Below are 25,798 nucleotides of genomic sequence, written 5' to 3' on the forward strand. Positions count from 1 at the left end.
TATTTATTACCAAATATCTGAAGCTTCAACAAGTTCAGATGCATTAAAGGACAAAAAGACTACCTTATAAAAAGGCAGTCTGTTGCTGTAATATAGATCTTGCAAAAGCACAGATCGAGTACTAGATTGCATCAATCAACGCGGTTCCATCCAATGGAATATTTTTTGCTATAATAATGGAATGACATACCTGTAGAGCATCATTTATCTCTTCTTCACTAAGTTCATATTCATTGTTGTTTACTTGTTCCTTTGCCCGTTGTAATTGGTGAAACAATGGCTCAACCGTTTGGGTATAGGATATTGAATCTGTATTATAATTCCTTGAAATGAGTGCGGTTACTATTAGTTCTGATAACAACTTTTTACGAATCGTTAACCGCTTATCTTTCCTTTCTTGTGTATTTGTAAGCATTAGTAAATCAGAAGGCTGACTTAGCGAGTACGGTACAATACGCTTCGTTATTTTACTCATAAGACTAACTAACACATGTTTAGAACCCAACTCTATAACTTCAGTAACCCCATTTGCAACCAGATAGAGCATAGACTCTGACCATCTTACAGGCATCGTCATCTGCATGGTTAAATAATCCACGACAGATCGATCAGACTCATAGGGTGCTGCTGTAACGTTGGAAATAACCGGGTATTTTGCATGGGCATATTGATATTGATCCAATTCAACTTTGAATTGTTCTGCTGCGGTTTGCATCATGGGAGAATGATAGGGACCACTTACATTGATATAAGAATGTTTCGTTCCGAGGGTTTCTGTCCTTTTAATAATTTCTTGTATAGAGTGCCAATGTCCCGAAATGACAAACTGCTGGTCAGCGTTCACACAAGCCACACAAGCAGGGCGCTCGATCGTGGAAACTTGTTCACATATGTTTTGAATTGTATCTAAATGAATACCTGAAATGGCGGCCATGGTACCTTTCTGATCCGGGTCTGCATTGTGCATAATGATACCCCGTTGTCTTACCAGTTTAATGGCGTCATGAAATGATAGAACACCTGCGCAGACCAGAGCCGAATATTCTCCCAAACTATGCCCAGCCAAATAAGCGGGTTCCATCCCTATTTCTTGCATATACACCTGATATGCTATGACACTAACAGTCAAAAGTGCAGGCTGAGCGTTCATCGTCATTGTCAAATCAGCCATGCTACCTTCAAAACATAACTTTCTCAAATCGAAAGAAATGGCATCACTGGCTTCTTCAAATAACTTCTTAGCCACATCGAAGTTATTCCAAAAGTCTCTACCCATCCCAACCATCTGAGAACCTTGCCCAGGAAACAACAGAGCTACATTACTCATCCAGCATCCTCCATGTATCAACTTTATATTTCATGCACTTCGACAAACGAAAACCAATAAATTCCTTGTTTGCAAAATTTATATTAAACTTTCATTAGGAGTTATGCAATAACAAAGTCAAAAGGAGGGGCATCTATTTCGATTAACGGAAAAAAATTCGTCATTCTTTTTGGGCTCCTTAATGCAAATAGACACCCCCATTGAGGAGATGCCTGTTCCATTCTGATCTGATCATTCAAGACTCGCGATTCTCCTTACCTGGAATCCTAACTTGGCATACAGAATTTTCTTTATTCATGGTGATCAGCTGCTCCATTAAGTCTGATGCCGTTATAACTTCTTTCATCCGAACCCCCTCACCTTTCTACGGATTTACACCTACTGCGAACGGACGTGCCCCCACCGGAATAGTAGCAATCACCGTATTTGTTTCGCCATCGATCACAGAAATGGTATTGTCATCTTGATTGCTTATATAAACTCGATTAGTTAACGGATTGGCGCCCGCTCCGTTTGGATTATTCCCGACCGGAACAGTAGTAATCACGGTATTTGTTAATCCACTAATTACTGAAACATTATCCGTGTCTCGATTGGGTACGTAAATGGCATTTGTGGAGGTATTAACCGCTACTTCAGCTGGCGTAACGCCGACTGGAATGGTATCAATGACGGAATTCGTCAATCCATCAATAACGGAAACCGTATTACTGGTAAAATTCGATACATAAATACGGTTGGTGGCTGGATTGACACCTATACGGAATGGATTGACCTGAACGGGGATTGTAGCAATCACTGTATTGGTTACTCCATCGATTACAGAGACAGTATCAGAATTAAAATTAACTGCATAGATCCGATTGGTTAAGGAATTGACGCCTATACCCGTTAAAAAATTGAGTCCAGGAATAGTGATCGCATCAATCACCGTGTTGGTTAATCCATCAATAACGGTTACATCTTCAGTTGTATCCAATGAATTAAAATTTGCCGTATAAACGGCATTGGTTGCTATATTGACCCCTACGTCCCCTGACTCATTCCCAACCGGAATAGAAGCAATTACCGCGTTGGTTACACCATTAATGACGGAAATGGTATTACTGCTTCTGTTTGCGACATATATACGACTCGTTAATGGATTGACATCAATCCCTGCAGGATTCGTCCCCACAGGAATGGTAGTAATGACCGTATTCGTATCACCATTAATGACGGAAACATCGTTACTATTAAAATTGGCTACATATATGCGGTTGACTGACGTATTATCCCCCTCTATTTCTAGTTCGGAAGAAACTAATCGATGTGCAGCAACAAGCTGGCCGTTTTCATTTTTGCCCCACACGGAAATCTCTGTCTGCTCTATAGCTACACCTTCAACTGTAAAGACAAATTCAAATGCATCAAGATTGGCAAAATAAGTTCTTGTCACTACCTGATCCGGATCAATTGAAATCTGCTCGCTGACATATAAAGTCCTCGTAGAGGTCAGATTATACCCTTGTATCAAAACAACGGATCCATCCAGAGAATTCCTGTTATCAATTTTAACGGTAACTTGTTGTGTTGGCCGTACATCACTGACGGCATTATTCTCGATAGGTCCGGTTGATAGAATGGCCATTTCGATTCTCTCCTTCACTTAGATGTTATGGTTTGATTAGAATCCTTTTGTAAAAATATAAATTGATCTGTTTTAAACCAAAAAAAGACCCTGCAATAATATATGCAGGGTCTAAAATAAGGTTTGGGACAAAGGGTGTACGTATTAACTGTTTTCCAGATTGCCTCATTTCTTTATCAAGTGATCAATCCATACTTCACAAAACTATGATACAATCCATCTTCCTCGACTGTTCCAGTAATATCATTTGCAATGGCTTTCAGTCCAGGCTTCGCATTACCCATGGCAATTCCGATGTTACAAAATTCCAACATCTCTGCATCATTCATGCCATCACCGATGGCAAATGTATCTTCTTGGGACATGCCCAGATGCTTCAGCAAATCGGCGATTGCAATGGCTTTGTGAATGCCAGGGATCATCAGTTCACCACTTCCTTCACCAAAGATTGGCACGGTGCACTGAATGACTTCGAATTTCCCTTCAAACTCTTGCTTGATCCGCTCAAACGGGATGGCTGAGCTCTCCAAGAAACATACTTTGTTCACATCATCCTTATACAGGTCGGCCTCTCCATACGTTAATCCGGCAATAAACGGGTGCGGTTTCAGCTCCTTCTTCTCTCTGGCTACAGGGTCATTCTCCACATCGCCATAGATACGGCGTTCCAGGTGAGGTTGAAGATTGCTACTCGCATACAATGCCGAATTGGATTCAAGGTAGAAGTCAATGCCGTTTTCATTGAAAAAATCGACCATATGTCGAACATCTTCCGCTGTTACCCTTTTGTGATATAACACGTCCTTGCCAAACTCCACATAACCCCCACCTGCACCAATCAGACCATCGAATCCGACATCCCAGATGGAATCATAAATTTCTGCTTTGGATCGGCCTGTACATAAATAGAGCAGATGTCCGTTCTCTCTGGCCTGTTTACAAGCCTTCTGTGCTGACAACGGAATGTTTCCATCATCGTCGACCAATGTGCCATCAATATCAATAAAAACAATTTTTCGCTTCGTTTCGTTCATCTGCCTAGCCCCCATCATGTATGTTGTCTATGTCTATCCGAGCGAGTGCCGACAGGCATTTTCCTTTTACAAAATTACCTATTCCGTGATGTTCGCTGATCGATCAACTTCTCCAAAAATTCGGCAAAAGAATCCGCGTATACTTCAGGTTCCCCATTAAAGTAATCCAAACGCATCACTTTGTACTCTCCAAGGTGATCTGCCGTCCGCGTGTCAAAATAGTAATATTCATCTTCGTCCGGTACAAACAGTTCCAGCTTCCCTTCCTTCTTCGCGTCTTCGTCGGCAAGTCGGTATCTATACAAAATATCAGTGTCCGCATACTCTCGGTGTTCTGGAGGCGATATGGTCAGAATTCCGGTTCCACTTAACATCGCTATACCATAATTCAGAAGCCACCAGCGATAGGACGGAGGTAACGGAAAGCCCAACTCCTGTTCAATTTCGGTAATCCAGCTCTCTTGAACTTGATGATTCGGGAACCAGCGTATAACCTCGGTATGCTCCAGTTTCTCAATCAGACTTGAATACATGGATAGATCTCCCCCATTACCATCATAAAGTCATTTTCCTTCAATAAACTCCAATGGTTACTTACATGCCAACTTGTCCATATGTACGGTTTGCCAGTCATCATCCTGCTCAGCAATAACCGTAAACCCTTGGCGTTTCCAAAAATCTACGGCTCCTGGCAAGAAGCGATGTGTATGCAAATACAGCGTCGTATAGTGCATATCCTTTACCACGCTCTCCAGTTCGTTCATCAACATCGAGCCAATGCCAAACCTACGATACGCGGGATCTACATAACATTTTACTATTTCGGCAGCCAATCGAACTGCATATCGACCTTCCACAGCTTCGATACGTCCATCATATGGTAATATCCCAATAGAACCGACGATGCTCGCATCCTCCATCATTGCAACAAGAAAGATCGAACCATCGGAGCCCAGATAATGTTCTCTGAACTGCTCGAAGTCTACAGGCAATTTTGTATGATCCATCATCGGAAACACTTCTCTGCGTACACGCATGGCAAAATCAATGGCATCATGAATTTGGTGTGCCTGGACTGGTGTGACTGTCGGTATACTCTGAAGTTGTGTCAATAAAACCACATTCCTTATCCTCTGTATTTAGGAGTTACCTCTCGGCCCTGCCTTAAATCTTGTTCATGCCAAAGCGGCTCTCTTCATATCATCTTACCGAATTTATCCCTTCCTATCAATCTATCTACACTACTATCCAAATTGCAAGAGTGCCCGCGCAGTCTGATAGAGTTCGCATACGATAAGGCGTGTCACAAATCATATTGGAGGGATAAACGCTCATGTGGTTATGGTTAGGTGTTTTTGCTTTCATTTTGCTAGTAATCGGGTTCGTGTATCGTTACCTGGACCAACTTGCCGAGAGCAAGTTTCATCCTCACGCTCCCAAGCAGCTCTTAGTCAAATTCAAGGAAGGTACAACCGAGGATGAGATGCACACCCTTCACAAAAAAGGGAGATGTAAAGTCGCTGAGACCTATGAAGATTTAGGCTGGTACCGTGTGGAATCCCGCAAAAAAATGCACAGAATGCTGAAACATTACAAAGATCATGAGCTTATTGAACATGCAGAGCCGAATTACCTCGTTGAGGCTTCTTTCACTCCCAATGACCCTTTCTTTCCTTATCAGTATAACCTGTCCAAAATCAATGCACCCGCTGCATGGGATATTACTCAGAGTAACAGCTCTGTCAAAATCGCCATTATCGATACCGGTGTACAGCTAAACCATCCAGAATTGGCCTCCAAGCTCCTCCCCGGTTATGATTATGTTGATTATGATAACATTCCTGAGGACGGGAACGGTCACGGCACCCATGTAGCCGGGATCGCTGCCTCCGTTACCAACAATGGTGTGGGCATCGCAGGCGCTGCACCGCTCGCATCCATCATTCCGCTCCGGGTACTGGATAACACCGGGCAAGGAACGATAGGTAATGTAGGTAACGGGCTTGTCTTTGCTGCCAATAACGGTGTTCAGGTTGTTAACCTGAGCCTTGGTGGGCCGATGGGAAATGCTTTCCTTCAAGCTGCCGTACAGTATGCTTGGGATCGAGGAGCTGTGATTATTGCCGCAGCCGGTAATGATAACACTTCATTCCCAATCGTACCCGCATCGTATCCCAATGTGATTGCTGTCGCTTCAACCAACCCTTCCGATCTCAAATCCAATTTCTCCAACTATGGTTCCTGGGTGGATATGGCTGCACCGGGTGATACCATTCTATCCACATACCTGGGTGGTTCCTATGCCTACCTTAGCGGGACATCCATGGCTGCCCCTCATGTGGCTGGAGTGGCTGCACTTCTCGCTGCACAAGGGAAAACAAATGCTCAGATTCGGGACGCGCTGTGTTTCGCTTCTGATCCAGTATCAGGCTCCGGGATCTACTGGACATATGGTCGACTGAATGCTTATCAGAGCTTGCAGGGGCCATAATACACCCACCTACTATCGCTCATGATTGCACACAGGGCATATCCTTTCCATTTTTCACAAATAAAAAACGAAGGGGCATCTGTAAGTAAGATGCTCCTTCGTTTGGTTAAAAAGTATTCGATGTTACACTTTTGCTGCCCAAAGCTCTATTTCAATTTTAATCTCTGGGAGACCTAACGCCGTAATATATCCAATCGTCATTGCAGGGTAATCCGTACTAAATAATTGTCCCCACTCGGCATATAAGAAATCCCAATCGATTTCCTCGGTTGCCCATACGTTCACTTTGATAATATGTTCAGCATCTAAGCGCTCAGATTCGAGCACTGTTTTAATATTATTAAATGTATTAGTGACTTGCTCATTCAGACTCTCTGGAAAGAGTCCATTATGATCTGCTCCAATTTGACCCGAAGTCACAAATAACTCTGCATTCCTCGGGATTCTTGTAATATGCGTGTACTGACCTACAGGAGCTGGCATATTTGCTGGATTTTTTCTAGTAATTTTGTCAATATTCATTTGGATTACCTCATCATTCTTAAGATTTTCTGCGTTATTTCCTAGTTTTCTTCCGATTTTGGGCAGACTTCACCCTTGGAATAGATTCTAGAAAAAGACAGCAGTGGAGTATCCATATCCCGAAGATATAAACGCAAGTGATTTTTTCTTCATGAGTGGATGCTCCTCCCTTCTTAAGTGACAAGATTCTCTTCATTTCTTTATTATATCTGAAAGCCACATTAAGGGTCAAATTCATCCCCTCATAGACAAAGAGCAATCCCGTAATAACGAGACTGCTCTTTGTTTATTCTATAGCGTTGGACCCCTTGTATCAGAAATATTGTGCGCCATTACTCGCAATGACATCTTGGTACCAGTGAAAACTCTTCTTTTTCACTCTGCGAAGTGTGCCCGTGCCATCATTATTTCGGTCTACATAGATATAGCCATAACGTTTCTTCATCTCTCCGGTACCCGCACTGACCAGGTCAATCGGTCCCCAGCTTGTGTAACCTATGAGCTCTACACCGTCTTGAATCGCTTCAGCCATTTCGGCAAAATGACTATTCAAATATTCGATGCGATAGTCATCTTCAACGGAGTCATTATCTAACAACACATCGGTTGCACCAAGTCCATTTTCTACGATAAACAAAGGTTTGCCATAGCGGTCATGCAGTTGATTAAGCGTAATTCGAAGCCCCTTAGGATCAATGGTCCACCCCCACTCGGAAGCTTGCAGATAAGGGTTCTTCACCGAACCAAATACATTGCCTTCTGTCGAATCTTTCAAAATCTCAGGGTCTGTACTGGTGCACCGGCTTGCATAATAGCTAAAACCGATATAATCGACCGTGTTCTGCATCAAGATCTCTGCGTCTTCCGGTTGCATGTCAATCCAAATGTCATTTTCCCTGAAAAATCTTTTCGTATAACCTGGATATGCTCCCTTCGACTGCACGTCGATAAAGAAGAATGACTCGCGATCTTTCTCCATGGCTTTCCATACATCATCCGGATTAGAGCTGTATGGATACACCATTCCAGCGGCTAACATACATCCAATCTGTGCATCCGGAATGATCTCATGACAAGCCTTAACAGCAAGTGCACTCGCTACCAATTCATGATGTGCTGCCTGATACAGAACCTGATCTTTGTTTTCACCATCCTGAAGGACAATTCCCGCTCCAATATACGGAAGATGCAGCAACATGTTGATCTCGTTAAACGTCATCCAGTATTTCACTTTATTCTTATATCGATTGAATAGCGTCGTCGCATATTTCTCAAAGAAACCAATCATCTTGCGGTTCTTCCACCCGCCGTAAGATTCGACCAGATGTACAGGTACATCGAAATGGCAGATCGTCACGACAGGTTCAATGTTGTATTTTAATAACTCATCAAAGACATCATCATAAAATTGCAAGCCTGCTTCGTTTGGCTCCGCTTCATCGCCATTAGGGAAAATCCGTGCCCAGGCTATGGAAAGCCTGAGGCACTTAAATCCCATTTCTGCAAATAACGCAATATCTTCCTTATATCGATGATAGAAGTCAATGGCTTCATGTGAAGGATAGAATTCCCCTGTTTTTGGTTCATATGAATCCAGGTTACCCAGAGCAATATTCCATCGATTAGCACCAATCGGAATCAGATCTACCGTTGTTAAACCTTTGCCACCTTCCAGATAAGCACCTTCCAATTGATTCGCTGCGGTTGCTCCTCCCCAGAGAAAATTCTCCGGGAAGGCTGTAAACTTTTCATTCATTGAGTAGTTCCTCCTTAACCATCCTTAGTTTCAATTAGCTTAATACCGTGATCAATTTATCTTTCTCATGAACGGATGCATCTTTTGTTCCTACAACGTCCAGATAATTTGAAGTATTAGTGACAATGATCGGTGTAACCGTCTCATATCCTGCATCCTTAATCGCTTGCAGATCAAACTCAACAATCAGGTCACCTGCGTTAACACGGTCTCCATCTTTCACATGGGTTGTAAAATGTTGACCTTTCAGTTTGACCGTATCCTGTCCAATATGGATCAGCATCTCTACACCATCATCGCTTACAAGACCAATGGCGTGTTTGGTACGATATACGGTTTGAACGACACCTGTGATTGGAGATACCACTCTACCACTGGTTGGACGAATTGCAATCCCTTTACCCATGTGCTCTCCTGCAAACGTTACGTCATTAATTTCGTTCAGTGCAACAACTTCACCAGCCATTGGGCTTACAATTTCGTATCTGCTGTTCGGATTTGGATCAAGTACTGGTGCAGGTGCAGCTACTTTTTCCACCGGATCTTTGAATCCAACCACATACGTCAATACGAAACCAAGAACGAATGCAATCAATGAAGCAACTATAGCCATGTAGAACGCGAAGTCTAATCCTGTTTCTTTATTAATAAAAGTTGGATAACCGAATACGCCAAGTCCGCCAATCATGTATATCTTCGAACCTGCATAACCGAGAATACCGCCTCCGATCCCCCCAGCAATACAACTCATAATAAAAGGTTTTTTCAATGGAAGCGTAACACCATAGATCGCAGGCTCTGTTACTCCAAATATACCGGAGATAAATGCTGGTACACTGAGTGTTTTTATTTTCGTATTTTTTGTTTTGAGTAATACGGCAAGTACAGCACCGATTTGAGCAAAAGAAGCAGCAAATGACATTGCGATAACCGGATCAGCGCCTGACGTACTAAGATTCAATAATGCAACTGGAACCAGTCCCCAGTGAAGTCCGAATAATACAAACACTTGCCATAGTCCACCGATAATCAATCCTGTAACAATAGGACTTAATTCATAAATATTAGTAGCTCCCGCGCCAATCAATTGTCCTGCCCATGTGGAGATTGGACCAATGACCAAAAAAGTCGCTGGAACAATTACAAGCAAGGTGAAAAAGGGAACAAGGAATGTGCTTACCACTTTCGGAATAACGTTCTTGAAGAATCTTTCTAGTTTTACAGCAACAAATGTCGCTATAATGATTGGGATAACCGATGAAGCGTAGTCCATCAAGATAACCGGCATACCCAGGAACGTAATGTGGATAGGTGATTCAAACAATGTACCTGTAAACAAGGTGTACAGTGGATCTCCTGCCTTAAGACCGCCCAATGTCGGATAAACAAGAGATGCACCTATCGCCATACCCAGAAACGGTGAACCGCCAAACTTCTTGATTGCAGTGTAACCCAGGAAGATCGGGAAGAAGTAGAACAGACAGTCCCCCGTTGCTTTCAATAATTGATACGTTCCGGAATCCTGAGTTATCCAGCCAAAGGCTACAAACATCTCGTTAAAACCTTTGATCATACCTGTGGCGGCCAGCAAACCGAGTAGTGGTGTGAACACACCGGAGATCATGTCGATAAATCGGCTGAACAACCCTACTTTTTTGCCTGAGTTGTCCGTTTCCTCTTCCACTTGTCCTTCACTTGGGAAATTCCCTGCTTTAACAACTGCTTTATATACATCCGGCACTTCGTTGCCGATAACAACTTGATATTGTCCACCACTTTGCATGACGGTAATAACACCTGGCAGATTTTTAAGTTCTTCCGTTTTGGCTACGCTTTCATTTTTCAGTTTAAACCGCAGTCTTGTTACGCAATGGAATACACTGTTTACGTTCTCGCGACCACCTACACGTGACAGAATGTCCTTAGCTAATTGATCGTAGTTGCTCATTGTAATTCTCCCTCTCTAAGTAGACTCCCCATGGCTTTTGAAACAAATAAAACCTGAACCACTGAACATACACAACATACCGGATCGTCCGGAAATCAGTCGTGTTATTCAGCAATTCAGGTTTTGCCCTTAACGGTTGCAACCCTGTAAGGCTGTACACATTGGTATTTAGTTATTTAGATAACGAAAGTAAGTTACATTCCATATCCTCTGAACTGAGGATGGCCGGCATTGCCTGATTGAACAGTTACAATCCGATTAATGTATGCGCTTACTTCTTGAACTCATCATAGTACATCTGAACTACGTTTGCAACACTTATTTTTATTAATTTCACAAATACATTGGAGTGACCGAAAATGAAAAAAAGAGACCACTTCGAAAACATCAAAGTGGTCTCTATATAGCTAATGTTCAGATTAATAAAATACGCACTAAAGCAGAATTAACCTATAACCGTAACCAATTTATCCTTTTCTTGCACTTCACGACTTGTTGTAGCAACTACGTCCAAATAATCAGCCGTATTCGTTACAATAATCGGTGTTACGGTCTCATAACCCGCCTCAATAATGGCCTGCAGATCAAATTCAACGATCAGATCGCCAACACTCACACGATCTCCATCTTTCACATGTGCAGTGAAATGTTGACCTTTGAGCTGTACCGTATCCTGACCGATATGGATCAGAATCTCTACACCTTGATCATCTACAAGTCCAATTGCATGTTTGGTACGGTAAATCGTCTGTACCACACCATTAATCGGGGATACAACTCTCCCACTGGTTGGGCGAATAGCAATCCCTTTACCCATATGTTCACCAGCAAATGTAGCATCATTAATTTCTTGCAAAGGAACCACCTCACCCGTCATCGGGCTGGCAATTTCGTAGCGATTGTTTGGATTAGGCTCAAGTGCAGCCTTCTCTTCTTTTACTGGCTCTGGAGCCTGTTTGGCAGCCTCTGGATTAGCAGGATCTTTGAATCCTACAAAATAAACGAGAACAAAGCCTAGTACAAAAGCAATGATAGTGGCAATCATGGCCATCCAGAATTCATAGTTGATTCCCTCTGTGGGACTAATCAGCGCTGGAACACCAAAGATTCCTGAAGCAAATACAAACATTTTGGAGCCAGCGAAGCCAATAATACCACCAGCGGTTGCAGAAGCAATACAACTCATAATAAATGGTTTCTTCAGTGGCAAAGTAAGACCATAAATAGCAGGCTCAGTTACACCAAAAATCCCGGACACAAAGGCAGGAACACCCAGTGATTTGAGTTTGGTATTTTTCGTTTTAAGCATAACGCCAAGAACGGCACCAATCTGAGCAAAGGAAGCAGCAAACATCATTGCCAGAATCGGATCTGCTTTCAGTGTGGACAGATTGAGTAACATAATTGGTACGATACCCCAGTGTAACCCGAAGATCACCAATACTTGCCACAATCCACCAACAACAATACCGGTTACCAACGGACTCAAGTCATAGATGCCCGATACCCCGGCACCAATCAGCTGACTTGCCCATGTCGCAATTGGACCAATCAAGAGGAATGTTACAGGGACAACAATCAGAATCGTAAAGAATGGCGTGAGGAACGTTCTCACAACAGAAGGAATGATCTTTTTGAAGAACGCTTCTACCTTTGCTCCAAAATAAGTAGCAATAATAATCGGAATGACGGATGAGGAATAACTCATCAAGATAACGGGAATACCCAGGAACGTGATATGAATCGGTGATTCAAACAATGTGCCTGCAAACAGCGTATAGAGCGGTTCCCCACCACTAAGACCGGATAAGGTCGGATATACAAGTGATGCTCCGATGGCCATCCCGAGGAATGGAGATCCACCGAATTTTTTCATAGCTGTGTAACCCAGGAAGATTGGGAAGAAGTAGAACAGGCAGTCTCCTGCAGCATTCAACAATTGATATGTTCCTGAAGACGGGTCCAACCATTCGAGAGAAGTAAACATGGACAGGAAACCTTTGATCATCCCTGTTGCAGCTAGCAATCCGAGAATTGGTGTAAAGACACCTGAGATCAAGTCGATAAACTGACCCAAGAGACTCTCTTTTTTACCGGATGATTCTGAATCATCACTTGAGACCGGTTCATCCGCATTCATATTACCCACCTGTAACAAGGCTTTATAAACATCAGACACTTCGTTACCCACAACGACCTGGTATTGCCCCCCGCTTTGCATTACCGTTATGATTCCAGGCAGATTTTTGAGTTCGTCTGTTTTGGCATTATTGTCATTTTTTAATTTGAAACGAAGTCTGGTCGCACAGTGCACCACGCTGTTAATGTTCTGTTTTCCACCAACGCCAGACAGAATGTCTCTGGCTAATTGCTCGTGTTTCATGAAGTCTTTTCTTCCTTTCTGGCTAGACACGGATTCAAAGCATATTGGAGAGAATAAAAAAACCTGAACATCTGAATGTATGGAACACCCGGTTAACGGTATGTTCAGTCATTCAAGCGTTCAGGTTTTGCCCTAGTGGTTGCAACCCTGCAAGCTGATCTATGGGATTATTCAGAAGTTGCATTCACAACTCTCTCAATATGAATCGTTAAGTACATCAATTCTTCGTCAGTTAGTTGATACGTGTAGTTGCTTTCAATGAATTTCTTGATTTTCTCCGAGCACTTGTGCGCTGCTGGATACTTTTTCTGAATCATCAGGAACAATTCATCATCGTTGTTGCTCTTGTAATGTTTTCCCTTCACCAAACGTTGGGCGAAAAACTTCAAATGTGTCACAAAGCGATAAAATGTCAGTGAGTTCTCATCAAAATCAATCTTGAAATGATACTTAATGATTGTCAAGATTTCCTGCATGACCTGGGTCATACTCTTGATGTTGGGCATTTCCTCGTTCAAAGCTGCATTGACAAAGTGAAGTGCCATAAAACCGGCTTCGTCCTCGGGCAAGATCACACCAAACTGATCACAGATCATATTGAGCGCTTCCATTCCGACTTCATATTCCTCTTTGTATAACTGCTTTGTCTCCCAGATTAACCCGTTGCGTATGGGCAGATTCTTGCGATACCGCTCAATGGCAAAGTGAATATGGTCTGTGAGATGTAAGTAAATGCTCTCATTTAATTTCTTGCCAAGTTTTAGCTTGGCATAAGCGATGATTTCCTCGGATACTTTCATGTATTCCAGAGGAATGCTTGAGATTAATGCCTTGAAGTTTTCCTGAATATCTTCATTCTGTAAAGTAAATATCTTGTCGATATGCTGCTCGGAAACCATATCACCCGCCCGCTTCTGATAAGCAATCCCCCGGCCAATGATAATAACTTCCTGTTCGTCATTCATTGCAACTACAGCATTATTGTTCAGCACCTTCTCGATTTTCACTTTATCACTCCAATATACAGAAAAAGACAAACCAATCCCTTTTCTCAAGGTATACGGCTTTGCCTGATTCAACAGTTACAACCCGATATGTTGTACGCGCTTCCCTCATATTATTACAAATTTCTACACAGTGCAACAAAAAGTTAATATCGAATTAGCATGACTCCTGATCTAGGTAAATATACTCACAGGAGTGAGCAAATCAAGAATTATTTTACAGGAATTCACGGTTTATTGTTTTTGCTTTCTTTCTCCAGTTCCGCTTCAATTCTTCGATTAATCATGTTCATTTCTTCTGAATCCAAACGATCAACTTGAGTGTATTCTTTATCCAACTCGTACTCTTTTGCCTCATTATTGTTCATTAGGCCCAGATGATTCTTGATATCCCGGATATCTTCACGCATATGCATCGTCTGGCGGTATTGGTCTACAACAAGCGCAAAAATAATGCCCCCGGCCAAAATCGGACCGAATGGGATCAGATAACATAGAACAAGTCCTATGAGCAAAAATAAAACAAAGTACATGATGTAATGCCCCTTTCATATAAAATATCTACTCTGCTAAGATAAACGTTTCATAGATTACAAATTAAATCGTTCCTGAATTAACTTTGCCACTTCATCCGGACTCTTGTGTGTGTTATCAATCCTTATGTAGTGCTCATGCTTGATTTCTCCCGGTTCCGAATTCAATCGATAATGCTTCATCGTATCTAGCAAATCTCGCTCAGACCACGCAATGTCACGCTTGGTTGGTTTATGTAACAGACGATGCGGACTTTTATTGCGCTCTAGTCTTTCCGATGCATCGGCCTCCAGTTCCACATAACAGACCTGTCCTCCATTAGATTCGAATAACTCGCTGATTTGACGAATGTACTCTCCGTCTTGCTTCAGGTCAAAAGCCCATACAAATGTAAAAATCAGACCCGGTAGGTCACTCTTCGCCACTTCTTCAAAAATCTCCTGACGGAATAGATTAACCAGTCTTTTGCCTTGTGGTGTACCATAGCTGAAATAAGGAGACACCAATTCAATGGTCATATGGTTATGAAACAATTTAAGCTTTGTTATCTTCTCCAGTTCTTGCCCAACCGTCATTTTGCCCACAGCCTGCGGACCAAAAATAATCACCAATTTCATTTGATCACTCCTGACAAGGTGGTGTTCATTCCATTAATTCAATTTTATGGACATTAAACTCTATAATACCTTCATTAGGGCAAATAAAAAAGAGGTTTCAAGTGATTCCCTCAACGCGTGGAGGGCTTGAAATCTCTTATCTTAAATTACATATGTTTATTTATACTTACCGTCCGATCAGTACCCATCCCCACTTCATCCGGCGCAAACCCATCGCACAGATCCATGAGATCAGGAGCGCCACAATATAAGAAAGTATGATGCCCACGCTGAAGTGCCGAGCCAGGTCATCTGTGAATTCACGTCTCCAGAAGAGCAGTACGAGTGGATGCATTAAAAATACACCGAACGCAACTGTACCCAAGGAGTCCAGAATACGCGTAGCTTTTCGAACCTCGGTATGTTTTCCTGTGCCCATTCGTTCACTGAAGATCAACAGGAGCAAGCAGGCTGACAAGGTAAACAGATTACGGAACAGGAACAGCACGGTATAGGTTATAACCGGGTATGCAGCAAAAGCGGTTTTGATATAAGCATTACCATATATAAAAATGGCACCTCCACCTAACAACGCAGCTATGAGCACATGACGGTGAGTATACAGTTTGTTCAATGCCCACTCAAAGTTCAACCCAACCCATGCGCCAAATCCAATCACGATCAGATAACTGGGTAACAAACTTCCTGTCCGTTCGAAGTGAAACTGCAAATGTAGAGCATAGAAGATCGCTTGGCCAGCAATAAAGAATAATGGCAAATAACGATTAAACAAACGATGGCGTGTAAGGGACAGAAGCCACGGAAAAACGATATAGAATTGAAGAATAATCAGAAAAAAGTACAAGTGCGTATGAGCGGTTCCCATCACTAATTGTTTGGCAAATTGAACACCATGGGTCAAAGGTTCTTTGCCCGCAAGCAACTGTTTAATGGCAAAGTAGATAAGGGACCACACCAAATAAGGTACAAATACATTTAATAAACGCTTCTTATAAAAAGCGAGCATCCAACCCTTCTCATTCACCTTGGAGCTGTAGTTGTAGAACAAGACCAGGGATGACAGGAACAGAAACGCTGGAACGGCAAATTGCAAAAACGTGTTCCAGAAGTAATACACATCATGATCTAATGTATGCTTGGGGTAATGCGCAACTGCTGTTGAAGTTGCATGAATAGCTACCACTGCCATGATGGCAAAAGCACGAAAGAGATCCAGATACTCAATTCGCCGGGGCCGATTAACCGGTTGATTCATAAAGATAACCTCACTTGTGCCTGATATGGGATGATAGTTTCCGGCCGCAATCCAGATTCTATGCTTCATTTTAATCAGCACACGAGGGTAATACAATCATAATCCATATTATTTTCGTTTTATTTCATCATTATTCTGCATTATTCGACATTCTCTATCCAGAATCGTTCAACAACGTTGCCATTGGACTCCACATAGTCTTCATCCCGAATGCCACCATTTCGAAGGATAACCCTTCTGGAAGGCTCATTAACCGCATCACATACGACCAATACTTTGGAAATTCCAAGCTCTCTCGTTTTCTCCAAAGAAAGCCTGAGAATTTCGGAACCATAGCCATTGTGCCGCTCTCCTGGACGAATACCATATCCAATATGTCCTCCACTGTTGAACAATTTATCATTAAGCTCATGCCTTATATTCACAGCACCCACGATTTGTTGACTCTCCGTGACCAGCCAATATGTACTGTCTTTGACCCAGCCCTCCGGGATGTCGATCCCTTGTTCATTACGCTGCAAAAATGCCAACATCTCATCGAACGCATAAGGATCTTTGGAAATGACCCAAGGAACCATCAATTCTCCACTTCTGACCCAGTCTTCATAAAATGCCAAATACGCATCCTTATAGGCTTTTGATGGTTTAATTAATCTCACGTGTTCTTTCCCCATGATCATTACATCCTCCCAACAGATATTGATATTGCCACGTTCTCTCTTCCAAGACACGACGTTCTTGTTCTTCCATCAAAGAGTCATAAAAGATAGCTTTCACTGCATAGGTTGCGGCATGTACCGCATGGCCTTTGACATGGGCCGTTGCAGCTGCGTGTCCCGCCGCACGAGATGCAGCAGAGGCAGCGACATGATCGACTTCCCGTGCAGCAGCATGAGCTGCAAAAGCCGCCTTTCGTGCATCAACCATGGCAATCTCTCCACGGATCCAACCTCTTCCTGCATCAATGGCATCATGGGCGCGGAGATCCTCCGTCTTCTTCTCAAATATATACAAGACACGTGCCGCACACTCCGCAGCCCAACAGGCCAATGTATGGTGATCCTGTTGCTTAGCCAAATTCTCTATTTCACTACGTAAAGGTGCATCTTTGAATGCAGGTTTTGCCATGGTCATGGTCATGCTCCTTTCATTGTTCAAAAACTACAAAATTACTCTCAGATAAGTTCGAAAAAGGACCTGCGTGTGTGCAGATCCTCTTCAAGTGTACCTCTTACCGCTTATTCTATCATTATACGAGCTCTGTCAATGTAGCCTCCTGAACATCCCGATCCTTTTTCGCATCCGTGTCTTTGTACGTAAATTGGTAGCTTCCAGATCCAAGTGTGACTTCAACATCGTCTCCAATGTTTTGAATATCCTGAACTCCACTTATCTGATCCAACGGTTTCCCTTGTTCCAGAACGATCTGTGCACCTGTTCCAGGAAGACGTACCGTACCTCTCGTGTTGGCGGGAATATGCACCTGTATCTCCATTTCACCATCCGCCAGCCGGTGCCAGCTTGAAGCAACTTGACCATACATCGTCTCCAGACTCGCTTCCACCCAATCCAGTCCAGGTCCGGGTTGCGGCTCGATATGCACCATTCGGAATCCTGGCTGATGTTCATCGGACCGAATGCCAGCAACATAACGATACAACCATTCTCCAATCGCACCGTACGCATAGTGGTTAAATGAGTTCATATCAGCACTCCAGAGACTGCCATCCTCTTTGATCCCATCCCAATGTTCCCAGACAGTCGTTGCGCCTTGAGTCACCTGATATAACCAGGACGGATAATCCTCTTGAAAAAGTAATGTATATGCCAGGTCGTGAAGACCTGCATCACTCAATACCGGATTTAGATAAGGTGTGCCCACAAAACCTGTAGTAAGATGATTGCCCGCCTCTTTCACGAGTTTTGCCAATTGTCCAACAGCACGAGTTCGAGCAGTGGCGTCCAGCAGGTCAAATTGAAGCGCAAGAACATGCGCTGTTTGCGTTGGAACAGCAATTTTCCCAGCTGGAGTCACGAATTCATTTCGAAACGCATGAACAATGTTTGTATGCAACTGCTTGTAATATTCAGCATCGTCTGTCTTTCCAAGTGCCTCAGCTGCCTTTTGAGTTAACGAAACCGAATAGGCATAGAATGCTGTTGCCACATAATCCGTGTCCGTTGCGCCGACATAACTATCTGGCTTGGAGTCCAGCCCCAACCAATCGCCAAAGTGGAATCCCGTGTTCCACAGGTACGGATTGTCACCCTGCACGTGAATGTATTCAACCCACCGCTTCATACTCTCATATTGTTCGGCCAGTAATCTGGCATCCCCATACATCTCATAGATGGTCCAAGGACAGATGACTGCTGCATCACCCCAAGCGGCGGAGGAATGACTGGTGTCTCCCCACCCTTCTGAGGTGGAACTTCTCAGATCCGGAATGAAGAATGGAATACCGCCATCTTCTCCCTGATCCGCTTCCAGATCCCGCAGCCATTTGGTGAAGAAGGGAGCCGTATTCATCAGGTAGGAGGACGTTCGGACAAACATCTGTGCATCCCCGGTCCATCCGAGCCGTTCATCCCTCTGTGGACAGTCTGTCGGCACATCAAGGAAATTCCCCTTTTGCCCCCATAATATATTGTGATGCAGTTGGTTTACCAGCGGACTGGAGCATGAGAACTGACCTGTTTGCTCCATATTCGAGTGCAGCACTATTCCGGTGAATTCATCCAGACGAACGTGTTCCGGAAAGCCAACCAGCTTCACATAGCGGAACCCTTGGAACGTAAAATGTGGTTCAAATGATTCCACGCCATCCCCCTTGCACGTGTAGCGAATACACTGCTTGGCGGCGCGAAGATTATCGGTGTAAAAGTTGCCTTCATGATCCAATATCTCAGCATGGTGCAGCTCAACCGTCTGACCCGCCTCACCTTTAATGCTGAATCTCACCCATCCCACCATATTCTGCCCCATGTCTACTACACGATCTCCCTGTGGGGTTGTTAACAAAGCGATTGGCTGTAGCTGTTCTACTTGGGTGACGGGTACATTCTCCTGCGCAACGATGATATCTTTCGGATGCTCCAGTACGTTCACGGGTGACCAATTCGTCTGAGATGAATCCGACCAATCGGACTCCATTCGTGCATCATACGTCTCCCCCATATAGATGTCCGACATACGAATGGCACTTGGAGCAGCCGTCCAATCCCCGTTGGATAAAATACATTCCTCTGATCCATCTGCGTATTTCATATGCAATTCCAGCAGCAATGCGGAAGTCGAACCGAATATCTCCCGTTCTTTGTTCCAGCCGAGATACCCTCGGTACCAGCCATCACCCAGATAAGCGCCTAATATGTTCTGCCCATCCTGAAGTAGATGAGTTACATCATAGGTTTGATATTGTAATCGCTTACGATAAGAGGTCCAACCAGGTGTAAAATAATCTTCTCCTACTCTTGTGTTGTTCATATGCAACTCGTATAATCCAAGTGCTGTCACATATATTCTGGCAGAAGTAACAGGTTGTTTCACATTAAACTGCTTGCGCATACGTGGGCATGACGTATCTCCATCATCTGATGGTTGAGCTGTGATCCATTCTGCTTGCCACTTGTTATGACTATCCATAAGTCCCATCTCGAAATAAGCCGTTTCGGACCAGCCCGAATCACTTCCTGCATCATCCCATGCCTGAATTCGGTAGTAGTATCGCGTTTGCGGGGAAGGCTGAAACTGGTTTAACTCCACATGTATGGATTGATCCGTACTTATCTCGCCAGAATCCCATGCAATTCCATCAAAATCTTCTGACAGGGACAGCTGGATCTGGTATGCAGATTGCATGCAATTTCGACGATCAGACTGTAACTGCCAGCTTAATCTCGGTGATTTGACATCAAGGCCTATCGGATTGATTCTATACTCACAGCGAAGGTGACTAACGTTGAACATTAGCAGATCGTCCTTTCCATCTTGGCTTCCCATTCGGGGTTACGATATAATTATATCGATCCTGTTGCCCTAAATACCCGGTAATCAGGACTATTTCATCCGGTGATTCAGCCATCTGTGCGAGGAGGTTGCTTGTGAATTCATCTGTACAACTCATGAAAAGTGAATACTTCCTGCATAATCATCTGCAACTTTTTGTCAATCGTTGCTCTGAAGATTTTGTGCTTCCTTTTCACGCACATGATTTTATTGAGTATAGCTATGTTGCCGAAGGAAAGGGCTTTCATCATATCGGTGAAGATATCATTCCGGTGACAAAGGGGATGCTGTTTGTTATTCCTGTCGGCGTTCCTCATGTCTTTCGTCCTGTAAGCACCAACGTAACCGAGCATCCGTTAATTCTATATAATTGCTTATTTAATGCTGAATTGATCCACACGCTGACAGCAATCATTCAGGAAAAAGAAATCATTCAACATCTGATGGATCTGGCACAAAATCAGGTTCCTTATATATCCGTTGTGGATCACAACGACCGGATTGAAGAGCTAATGGTGAAGCTGTACCGTGAATCCTCCGTTCCGGGAATCGGTTCGTCTACCATGTTATACACCTTGGTAAGCCAGTTGGTATTGATGACCTACAGACAACTTTATCAAAAGGAACATGATGAAGAGAATCATTCCACCGGTTTTGATTACATTCTTCATTATCTCAAACAACACCTAAGCAATCGTATTCGGATGTCTGATCTGGTCCGTGTATCGGGCTGGAGCGAGAAGCAAATTGGACGAATGTTTCTTCGGCATACTGGACAGACCTTTAGTAGCCACCTGCAACACCTGCGTATACAAAAAAGCTGTGAACTTCTTAAGAGTTCACAGCACAAAGTCAGCCTGATTGCAGAGCTGGTTGGATATCGGGATATGGATTCATTCTATGCTGCATTCAAAAAAATAACAGGCGAAACACCTCTCGCCTATCGCAAAAAATCCAGAGCATAGCACTCTGGACAATAAGATTTACTTTCAGACACCAACAACTTGTAACACTTCATCTATGTAAGCCTTGGCCTCTTTCCATGAAGACATCAACGGAAAGTTGTATTGCTCACGCTCCTGTATATTCCACGGATGTGGGATACAGATGACCTTTTTGCCGTCCTCATGCGCGGGGATCAGGTTATGTGCTCCATCATCAATAAGCAGATCGAAACCGAGCAAGTTTTTTCTTTTGCATGTAATAAACTGTTCTGCGGTTATAAAAGGCATATGCTGCTGGAGCCAGTTCCACTTCTCAACAACTGTTCTTGGTTCTGCTGCCGTTACAACAATGACATCATAAGCATCGTTCAGCTTTCGCATCTCATCTACAACATATTCGTCGTATAACTCCAATTCCTCGAACAGACCCGGCCGACCATAAAATACATCATGCGTGCTCTCTGGATGACGCAAATGGGATGTATCCCAATGAATCATATCCTCATAGCGCAACGGATGGGTCGGGAAGTTGAGGTTGTTGTGATATATAGCCCGCTTGACCAGATGACATATCGTGTCATCCATATCTACAGCAATAATAGGCTTCTTCATGGTTATCCCTCCCCCAATACGATCACAGTATACCATCCAGAATGTTATGTAGTCATCTTTTTTACCTTAAAATGCCAATAGCGTTGATGAGAATTCTACCTGATTATATTAAAAAGGCGCCCCGGCGCCGTAATACCAGCTACGCCCGGGGTGCCTATATAGGTTAATCTATTCCAAGTTCTCACCATTTGAGGCGATGACTTTTTGGTACCAGCCAAAGCTCTTTTTCTTATAACGATTCAATGTGCCTTGTCCGTTATCATCCTGATCCACGTAGATCACGCCATAACGCTTGGACATTTCCGAAGTGGATGCACTGATGATATCAATCGCTCCCCAGTTGGTATATCCCATCAGGTCCACACCATCCATAACGGCTTCTTTCATTTGTGTAATATGTTTTCTCAGATAATCAATCCGGTAATCATCGTTGATGGAACCGTCTGCTTCAACCGTATCTTTCGCACCAAGGCCATTCTCCACCACAAACAGTGGCAATTGATAACGGTCATACAGCTCTTTCAGTGCAACGCGCAGACCGATCGGATCAAGCTGCCAGCCCCATTCCGTACGCTCCAGGTTCGGGTTCTTGATCGTACTGTACAGGTTGCCTCCAGTTACTCCATATTCCTCTGGGTTCACTGCGGACACCAAGGATGTGTAATAACTGAACGAGATGAAATCAACCGTGTGCTCACGCAGGATCTGCTCATCTCCTGGTTCCATGGCAATCGTAATCCCGTTCTCTGCCCAGTACCGAGCCATAAACGTTGGATAACTACCACGAACTTGTACATCTGTATGCAGCAGGTTCAACTGATTATCGATCTGTGCTTGCAGCACATCCTCTGGCTTCGATGTCGCCGGGTAATGAATCATACGCGCAAGCATACATCCGATCTGGAAGTTCGGGTTAATTTGACGTGCTTTCTCTGTCACCAGGCTGCTGGCTACAAATTGATGATGAAGTGCCTGATAAGAAGCCTGCATCGTGTTTTCAACCCGGTCTTCAATAATACCGCCGCCTGTGAACGGTTCAATAATGGTTGTGTTAATCTCATTAAACGTCAACCAGTATTTAACCTTGTCCTTGTATCGGGTCATCACCGTTTCCGCATATCTCACAAAATGTCCAATCACTTCGCGACCAGCCCAGCCGTTATATTTCAGGACAAGTGCCATAGGCATCTCATAATGCGAGAGGGTTACAAGTGGTTCGATATCGTATTTACGGAGTTCATCGAACACTTCGTCATAGAAGCGCAGTCCCTCTTCATTCGGCTCGGCATCATAACCATTCGGAAAAATACGCGGCCAGTTAATGGACAGACGGAATGTCTTGAAGCCTAGCTCAGCGAACAGCGCAATATCCTCTTTGAAACGGTGGTAAAAATCAATCCCGTAACGCTTCGGATAACCTTCTGCACTGTGATGTGCCATTGCTTTCTCAACCGTTGCACTGGTAACATGCATCAGTTCTCTAAGGTTGGTGTAATCCTTTTTCTCAAAATAAGGAACCATGTCGGCTGTCGACCATCCTTTGCCGCCAGCGTCGAATCCACCTTCAGCCTGGTTGGCGGCAATAGCGCCGCCCCATAGAAAACCTTCCGGGAACCCTTGTCGATTAATCATTCGAATCTCTCCTTCTTTTGTTGATGTTGTTAGTCCTAAGACGGACAGTTTAGATCTCAGCTTTCAAGACGTCTTCACCCATCGTGATTTCGCCCAATTTCACAGGTAGAACATGCTTGTAATCAGCCGTATTGGTAACAACCATAGCAGTTGTGATGTCGTATTCTTTTGCAATCTCGGCCAGTTCAAACGTAAGCAATTTGTCTCCAGCCTGTACACGTGCTCCTGTAGCAACATGTGCATCAAAATACTGTCCACGCAGCTTCACCGTGTTAATTCCAACATGAATCAACAATTCCATTCCGTTATCACTGCGGACAACGATCGCATGTTTTGTTTTGAACACATTCATGATGGTACCTGTCACTGGAGAAACCAATTCACCCACCGTTGGAACAAATGCCACACCTTTACCCATCAATTCATCACCAAATGTTGGATCGTTGACTTCTTTGAGCGGGATGGATTTACCTGTCATCGGTGCAACAGCTACTGCATCACTCGTTGGTGTTGGATCACCCATGTCATCTACATTTACGGTTGCAGCATCGTTGGAAACAGCTTTCGCTTGTGCTGTAGAAGCACCCGGTGAGAATTGAGCCAACGCCTCTGCGTCTCCTTCTTCTTCCTTGATACCAAATATCGTAGACATGATTGCACCCACGATAAAGGCCAAAATCATACCCCCAAAGGAATACCAGAAGGTTTGTCCGATCAGGGAAGGAAGTCCCGGGAGACCACCGTTACCCGCAAGCACATACGCTTTCGCGCCAAAAGCAAGGGCGAATCCGCCACCCACTGCACTACCAATCATGGCTGCGGCAAATGGTTTTTTGTATTTCATATTTACGCCGTACATAGCCGGCTCCGTTACACCCATGAGTGCGGTGAAGCTCGTTGACAATGCCACGGTTTTGAGTTTTTTATCTTTTGCCCGGAAGAATACGCCGAGTGTTGCACCAGCCTGACCCATATTGGAGATAAAGGTCAATGGCAAGAATTTATCAAAGCCCAGTGTAGCGATATTACTCAGGATGATCGGCACAAGTGCATAGTGCATTCCTGTCATAATAATGAGCGCCATCGCGCCGCCAAGAACAATACCTGCAATCAATCCGCCTTCATTCAGCAGCCAGTTGATACCGCCAGACAATCCGCTACCTACAAATGTACCCAATGGACCGATCGCAATCAGCGTTACCGGAACCATAACAAGTAAGGTAATCAGCGGCACAAGCAGCAGCTTGAGTGCAGCAGGGATAACGCGGTCAACCCATTTCTCAACATAGGACATCAACCATACTGCAAGAAGAATCGGGATAACCGATGAAGCATAACTTACTGCTGTAACCGGGATTCCCAAAAATCCAACCGATTCACCGCTAGATAACAATGCTGTCATGTCTGGATACATGAGTGCCGTACCTAGTGCAATCGCAACAAACGGGTTACTGCCGAATTTACGAGCAGCGCTGACTGCAATCAGTAAAGGCAGGTAGTGGAATACGCCGTCACCAATGGCTGAAAGAATACGATACGTATCCGTTCCAGCAGACATCCAACCTACGGATACAAATAGTGCAAGTAATCCTTTGAGCATACCTGCCGCAGTAATCGCTGGAAGCATTGGAGCAAAGACACCTGCAATTGTTTCAAAAATTTTCAGCACGACATTTTGTTTTTTATCCGACTTTGGCTCTTTATTTTCTGTAGTTTGCTGGATTGCCGGATTTTCCTTCACCATGGCATCGAACACTTTTGCTACATCATTACCGATAATGACTTGGAATTGGTCGCCCGAAATATTCGTTCCCATGACCTTGTCCAGTTTCTTGAGTGAGCCGTTATCAACTTTCTCGTTGTCTTTCAGATCAAAGCGCAAACGTGTGACGCAGTGATAAACTGAGTTAATATTGTTTGTTCCCCCAACGGCTTTAATGATTTCCTGCGCCGTTTCCTGATGTTTCATGATGTTTTCCTCCTCATTTTTCCAATAAAAAATACCCGAACGAATCTAGCGCATATGGATGGCGCCATCTCATTCGGGTATTGCCTGATTGAACAGTAACAAGCCCATAGGATATCCAGTTGTAATTTGAT

Annotated in this window: 21 protein-coding genes; 2 read left to right on the forward strand and 19 right to left on the reverse strand. The window is 43.8% G+C overall.

What is annotated here, in order from left to right:
• Positions 1–121: 121 nt before the first annotated feature.
• The 5 genes from fabD to MHI55_RS18810 all read right to left on the reverse strand — a co-directional run bounded on the left by fabD (position 122) and on the right by MHI55_RS18810 (position 5,103).
• Positions 122–1,327, reverse strand: a complete 1,206-nt coding sequence (fabD, locus tag MHI55_RS18790) for an ACP S-malonyltransferase (RefSeq protein WP_340386583.1) — start codon at positions 1,325–1,327, stop codon at positions 122–124.
• Positions 1,328–1,691: 364 nt separating this feature from the next.
• Positions 1,692–2,957 carry a YncE family protein gene (locus MHI55_RS18795; protein WP_339186858.1) on the reverse strand — a complete coding sequence of 422 codons (1,266 nt, stop codon included), beginning with the start codon at positions 2,955–2,957 and terminating at the stop codon, positions 1,692–1,694.
• Between the two features lie 176 nt (positions 2,958–3,133).
• Positions 3,134–3,991, reverse strand: a complete 858-nt coding sequence (locus MHI55_RS18800; RefSeq protein WP_339186857.1) for a Cof-type HAD-IIB family hydrolase — start codon at positions 3,989–3,991, stop codon at positions 3,134–3,136.
• A gap of 74 nt (positions 3,992–4,065) precedes the next feature.
• Positions 4,066–4,524, reverse strand: a complete 459-nt coding sequence (locus MHI55_RS18805; protein WP_339186856.1) for an SMI1/KNR4 family protein — start codon at positions 4,522–4,524, stop codon at positions 4,066–4,068.
• Positions 4,525–4,581: 57 nt separating this feature from the next.
• On the reverse strand, positions 4,582–5,103 hold the full coding sequence (locus MHI55_RS18810) for a GNAT family N-acetyltransferase (RefSeq protein WP_340386584.1): 522 nt from the start codon (positions 5,101–5,103) through the stop codon (positions 4,582–4,584).
• Between the two features lie 221 nt (positions 5,104–5,324).
• Between MHI55_RS18810 and MHI55_RS18815 the strand changes: the two genes are divergently transcribed.
• The gene (locus tag MHI55_RS18815) at positions 5,325–6,482 is read left to right on the forward strand and encodes a S8 family peptidase (protein ID WP_339186854.1); all 1,158 of its coding nucleotides are present in this window, start codon (positions 5,325–5,327) and stop codon (positions 6,480–6,482) included.
• 123 nt (positions 6,483–6,605) lie between these two features.
• Here the strand turns inward: MHI55_RS18815 and MHI55_RS18820 are convergent, their stop codons facing one another.
• The 11 genes from MHI55_RS18820 to MHI55_RS18870 all read right to left on the reverse strand — a co-directional run bounded on the left by MHI55_RS18820 (position 6,606) and on the right by MHI55_RS18870 (position 20,504).
• Positions 6,606–7,004, reverse strand: coding sequence for a RidA family protein (locus tag MHI55_RS18820; protein WP_339177236.1), 399 nt, complete (start codon positions 7,002–7,004; stop codon positions 6,606–6,608).
• A gap of 313 nt (positions 7,005–7,317) precedes the next feature.
• Complete coding sequence (locus MHI55_RS18825) at positions 7,318–8,760, reverse strand: 6-phospho-beta-glucosidase (protein WP_339186853.1); 1,443 nt, start codon at positions 8,758–8,760, stop codon at positions 7,318–7,320.
• Positions 8,761–8,794: 34 nt separating this feature from the next.
• Entirely contained in the window at positions 8,795–10,708 is a 1,914-nt protein-coding gene (locus tag MHI55_RS18830; protein WP_127547573.1) for a beta-glucoside-specific PTS transporter subunit IIABC, read from the reverse strand.
• A 445-nt stretch (positions 10,709–11,153) separates the two neighbouring features.
• A complete protein-coding gene (locus tag MHI55_RS18835; RefSeq protein ID WP_339186852.1) occupies positions 11,154–13,091 on the reverse strand; it encodes a beta-glucoside-specific PTS transporter subunit IIABC in 1,938 nt (645 codons plus the stop codon).
• 167 nt (positions 13,092–13,258) lie between these two features.
• A complete protein-coding gene (locus MHI55_RS18840) occupies positions 13,259–14,098 on the reverse strand; it encodes a PRD domain-containing protein (protein ID WP_036613486.1) in 840 nt (279 codons plus the stop codon).
• A 224-nt stretch (positions 14,099–14,322) separates the two neighbouring features.
• Positions 14,323–14,628, reverse strand: coding sequence for a hypothetical protein (locus MHI55_RS18845; RefSeq protein WP_339186851.1), 306 nt, complete (start codon positions 14,626–14,628; stop codon positions 14,323–14,325).
• 57 nt (positions 14,629–14,685) lie between these two features.
• The gene (locus MHI55_RS18850; RefSeq protein ID WP_340386585.1) at positions 14,686–15,246 is read right to left on the reverse strand and encodes an AAA family ATPase; all 561 of its coding nucleotides are present in this window, start codon (positions 15,244–15,246) and stop codon (positions 14,686–14,688) included.
• A 166-nt stretch (positions 15,247–15,412) separates the two neighbouring features.
• The gene (locus MHI55_RS18855) at positions 15,413–16,570 is read right to left on the reverse strand and encodes an acyltransferase (protein ID WP_340386586.1); all 1,158 of its coding nucleotides are present in this window, start codon (positions 16,568–16,570) and stop codon (positions 15,413–15,415) included.
• A 71-nt stretch (positions 16,571–16,641) separates the two neighbouring features.
• Positions 16,642–17,181, reverse strand: a complete 540-nt coding sequence (locus tag MHI55_RS18860) for a GNAT family N-acetyltransferase (RefSeq protein ID WP_340386588.1) — start codon at positions 17,179–17,181, stop codon at positions 16,642–16,644.
• Entirely contained in the window at positions 17,147–17,635 is a 489-nt protein-coding gene (locus MHI55_RS18865) for a putative immunity protein (protein WP_340386590.1), read from the reverse strand. The genes MHI55_RS18860 and MHI55_RS18865 overlap by 35 nt, the downstream gene beginning before the upstream one ends.
• 115 nt (positions 17,636–17,750) lie before the next feature.
• Complete coding sequence (locus MHI55_RS18870; RefSeq protein ID WP_340386592.1) at positions 17,751–20,504, reverse strand: family 78 glycoside hydrolase catalytic domain; 2,754 nt, start codon at positions 20,502–20,504, stop codon at positions 17,751–17,753.
• Between the two features lie 101 nt (positions 20,505–20,605).
• Between MHI55_RS18870 and MHI55_RS18875 the strand changes: the two genes are divergently transcribed.
• Positions 20,606–21,475: an AraC family transcriptional regulator gene (locus tag MHI55_RS18875; protein ID WP_340386594.1), complete on the forward strand. Its 870-nt coding sequence runs from the start codon at positions 20,606–20,608 to the stop codon at positions 21,473–21,475.
• Positions 21,476–21,499: 24 nt separating this feature from the next.
• Here the strand turns inward: MHI55_RS18875 and MHI55_RS18880 are convergent, their stop codons facing one another.
• From MHI55_RS18880 to MHI55_RS18890, 3 genes are all read right to left on the reverse strand, one after another.
• Entirely contained in the window at positions 21,500–22,066 is a 567-nt protein-coding gene (locus MHI55_RS18880; protein WP_253501119.1) for a hypothetical protein, read from the reverse strand.
• Positions 22,067–22,234: 168 nt separating this feature from the next.
• A complete protein-coding gene (ascB, locus tag MHI55_RS18885) occupies positions 22,235–23,698 on the reverse strand; it encodes a 6-phospho-beta-glucosidase (RefSeq protein ID WP_150365525.1) in 1,464 nt (487 codons plus the stop codon).
• 49 nt (positions 23,699–23,747) lie between these two features.
• Complete coding sequence (locus MHI55_RS18890) at positions 23,748–25,667, reverse strand: beta-glucoside-specific PTS transporter subunit IIABC (RefSeq protein WP_340386596.1); 1,920 nt, start codon at positions 25,665–25,667, stop codon at positions 23,748–23,750.
• Between the last annotated feature and the right edge of the window lie 131 nt (positions 25,668–25,798).

The sequence above is a fragment of the Paenibacillus sp. FSL E2-0151 genome (assembly GCF_037993015.1).
GTDB lineage: Bacteria > Bacillota > Bacilli > Paenibacillales > Paenibacillaceae > Paenibacillus > Paenibacillus amylolyticus.

Bases quoted from the DNA above. Each gene is read 5' to 3' on its own strand.
- MHI55_RS18835 (WP_339186852.1), bottom strand. From the start codon at position 13,091: ATGAAACACGAGCAATTAGCCAGAGACATTCTGTCTGGCGTTGGTGGA.
- MHI55_RS18850 (WP_340386585.1), bottom strand. From the start codon at position 15,246: ATGAAATTGGTGATTATTTTTGGTCCGCAGGCTGTGGGCAAAATGACG.
- MHI55_RS18830 (WP_127547573.1), bottom strand. From the start codon at position 10,708: ATGAGCAACTACGATCAATTAGCTAAGGACATTCTGTCACGTGTAGGT.
- MHI55_RS18870 (WP_340386592.1), bottom strand. From the start codon at position 20,504: ATGGGAAGCCAAGATGGAAAGGACGATCTGCTAATGTTCAACGTTAGT.
- MHI55_RS18805 (WP_339186856.1), bottom strand. From the start codon at position 4,524: ATGTATTCAAGTCTGATTGAGAAACTGGAGCATACCGAGGTTATACGC.
- MHI55_RS18890 (WP_340386596.1), bottom strand. From the start codon at position 25,667: ATGAAACATCAGGAAACGGCGCAGGAAATCATTAAAGCCGTTGGGGGA.
- MHI55_RS18855 (WP_340386586.1), bottom strand. From the start codon at position 16,570: ATGAAGCATAGAATCTGGATTGCGGCCGGAAACTATCATCCCATATCA.
- ascB (WP_150365525.1), bottom strand. From the start codon at position 23,698: ATGATTAATCGACAAGGGTTCCCGGAAGGTTTTCTATGGGGCGGCGCT.
- MHI55_RS18860 (WP_340386588.1), bottom strand. From the start codon at position 17,181: ATGATCATGGGGAAAGAACACGTGAGATTAATTAAACCATCAAAAGCC.
- MHI55_RS18800 (WP_339186857.1), bottom strand. From the start codon at position 3,991: ATGAACGAAACGAAGCGAAAAATTGTTTTTATTGATATTGATGGCACA.
- MHI55_RS18865 (WP_340386590.1), bottom strand. From the start codon at position 17,635: ATGACCATGGCAAAACCTGCATTCAAAGATGCACCTTTACGTAGTGAA.
- MHI55_RS18845 (WP_339186851.1), bottom strand. From the start codon at position 14,628: ATGTACTTTGTTTTATTTTTGCTCATAGGACTTGTTCTATGTTATCTG.
- fabD (WP_340386583.1), bottom strand. From the start codon at position 1,327: ATGAGTAATGTAGCTCTGTTGTTTCCTGGGCAAGGTTCTCAGATGGTT.
- MHI55_RS18795 (WP_339186858.1), bottom strand. From the start codon at position 2,957: ATGGCCATTCTATCAACCGGACCTATCGAGAATAATGCCGTCAGTGAT.
- MHI55_RS18815 (WP_339186854.1), top strand. From the start codon at position 5,325: ATGTGGTTATGGTTAGGTGTTTTTGCTTTCATTTTGCTAGTAATCGGG.
- MHI55_RS18880 (WP_253501119.1), bottom strand. From the start codon at position 22,066: ATGAAGAAGCCTATTATTGCTGTAGATATGGATGACACGATATGTCAT.
- MHI55_RS18825 (WP_339186853.1), bottom strand. From the start codon at position 8,760: ATGAATGAAAAGTTTACAGCCTTCCCGGAGAATTTTCTCTGGGGAGGA.
- MHI55_RS18820 (WP_339177236.1), bottom strand. From the start codon at position 7,004: ATGAATATTGACAAAATTACTAGAAAAAATCCAGCAAATATGCCAGCT.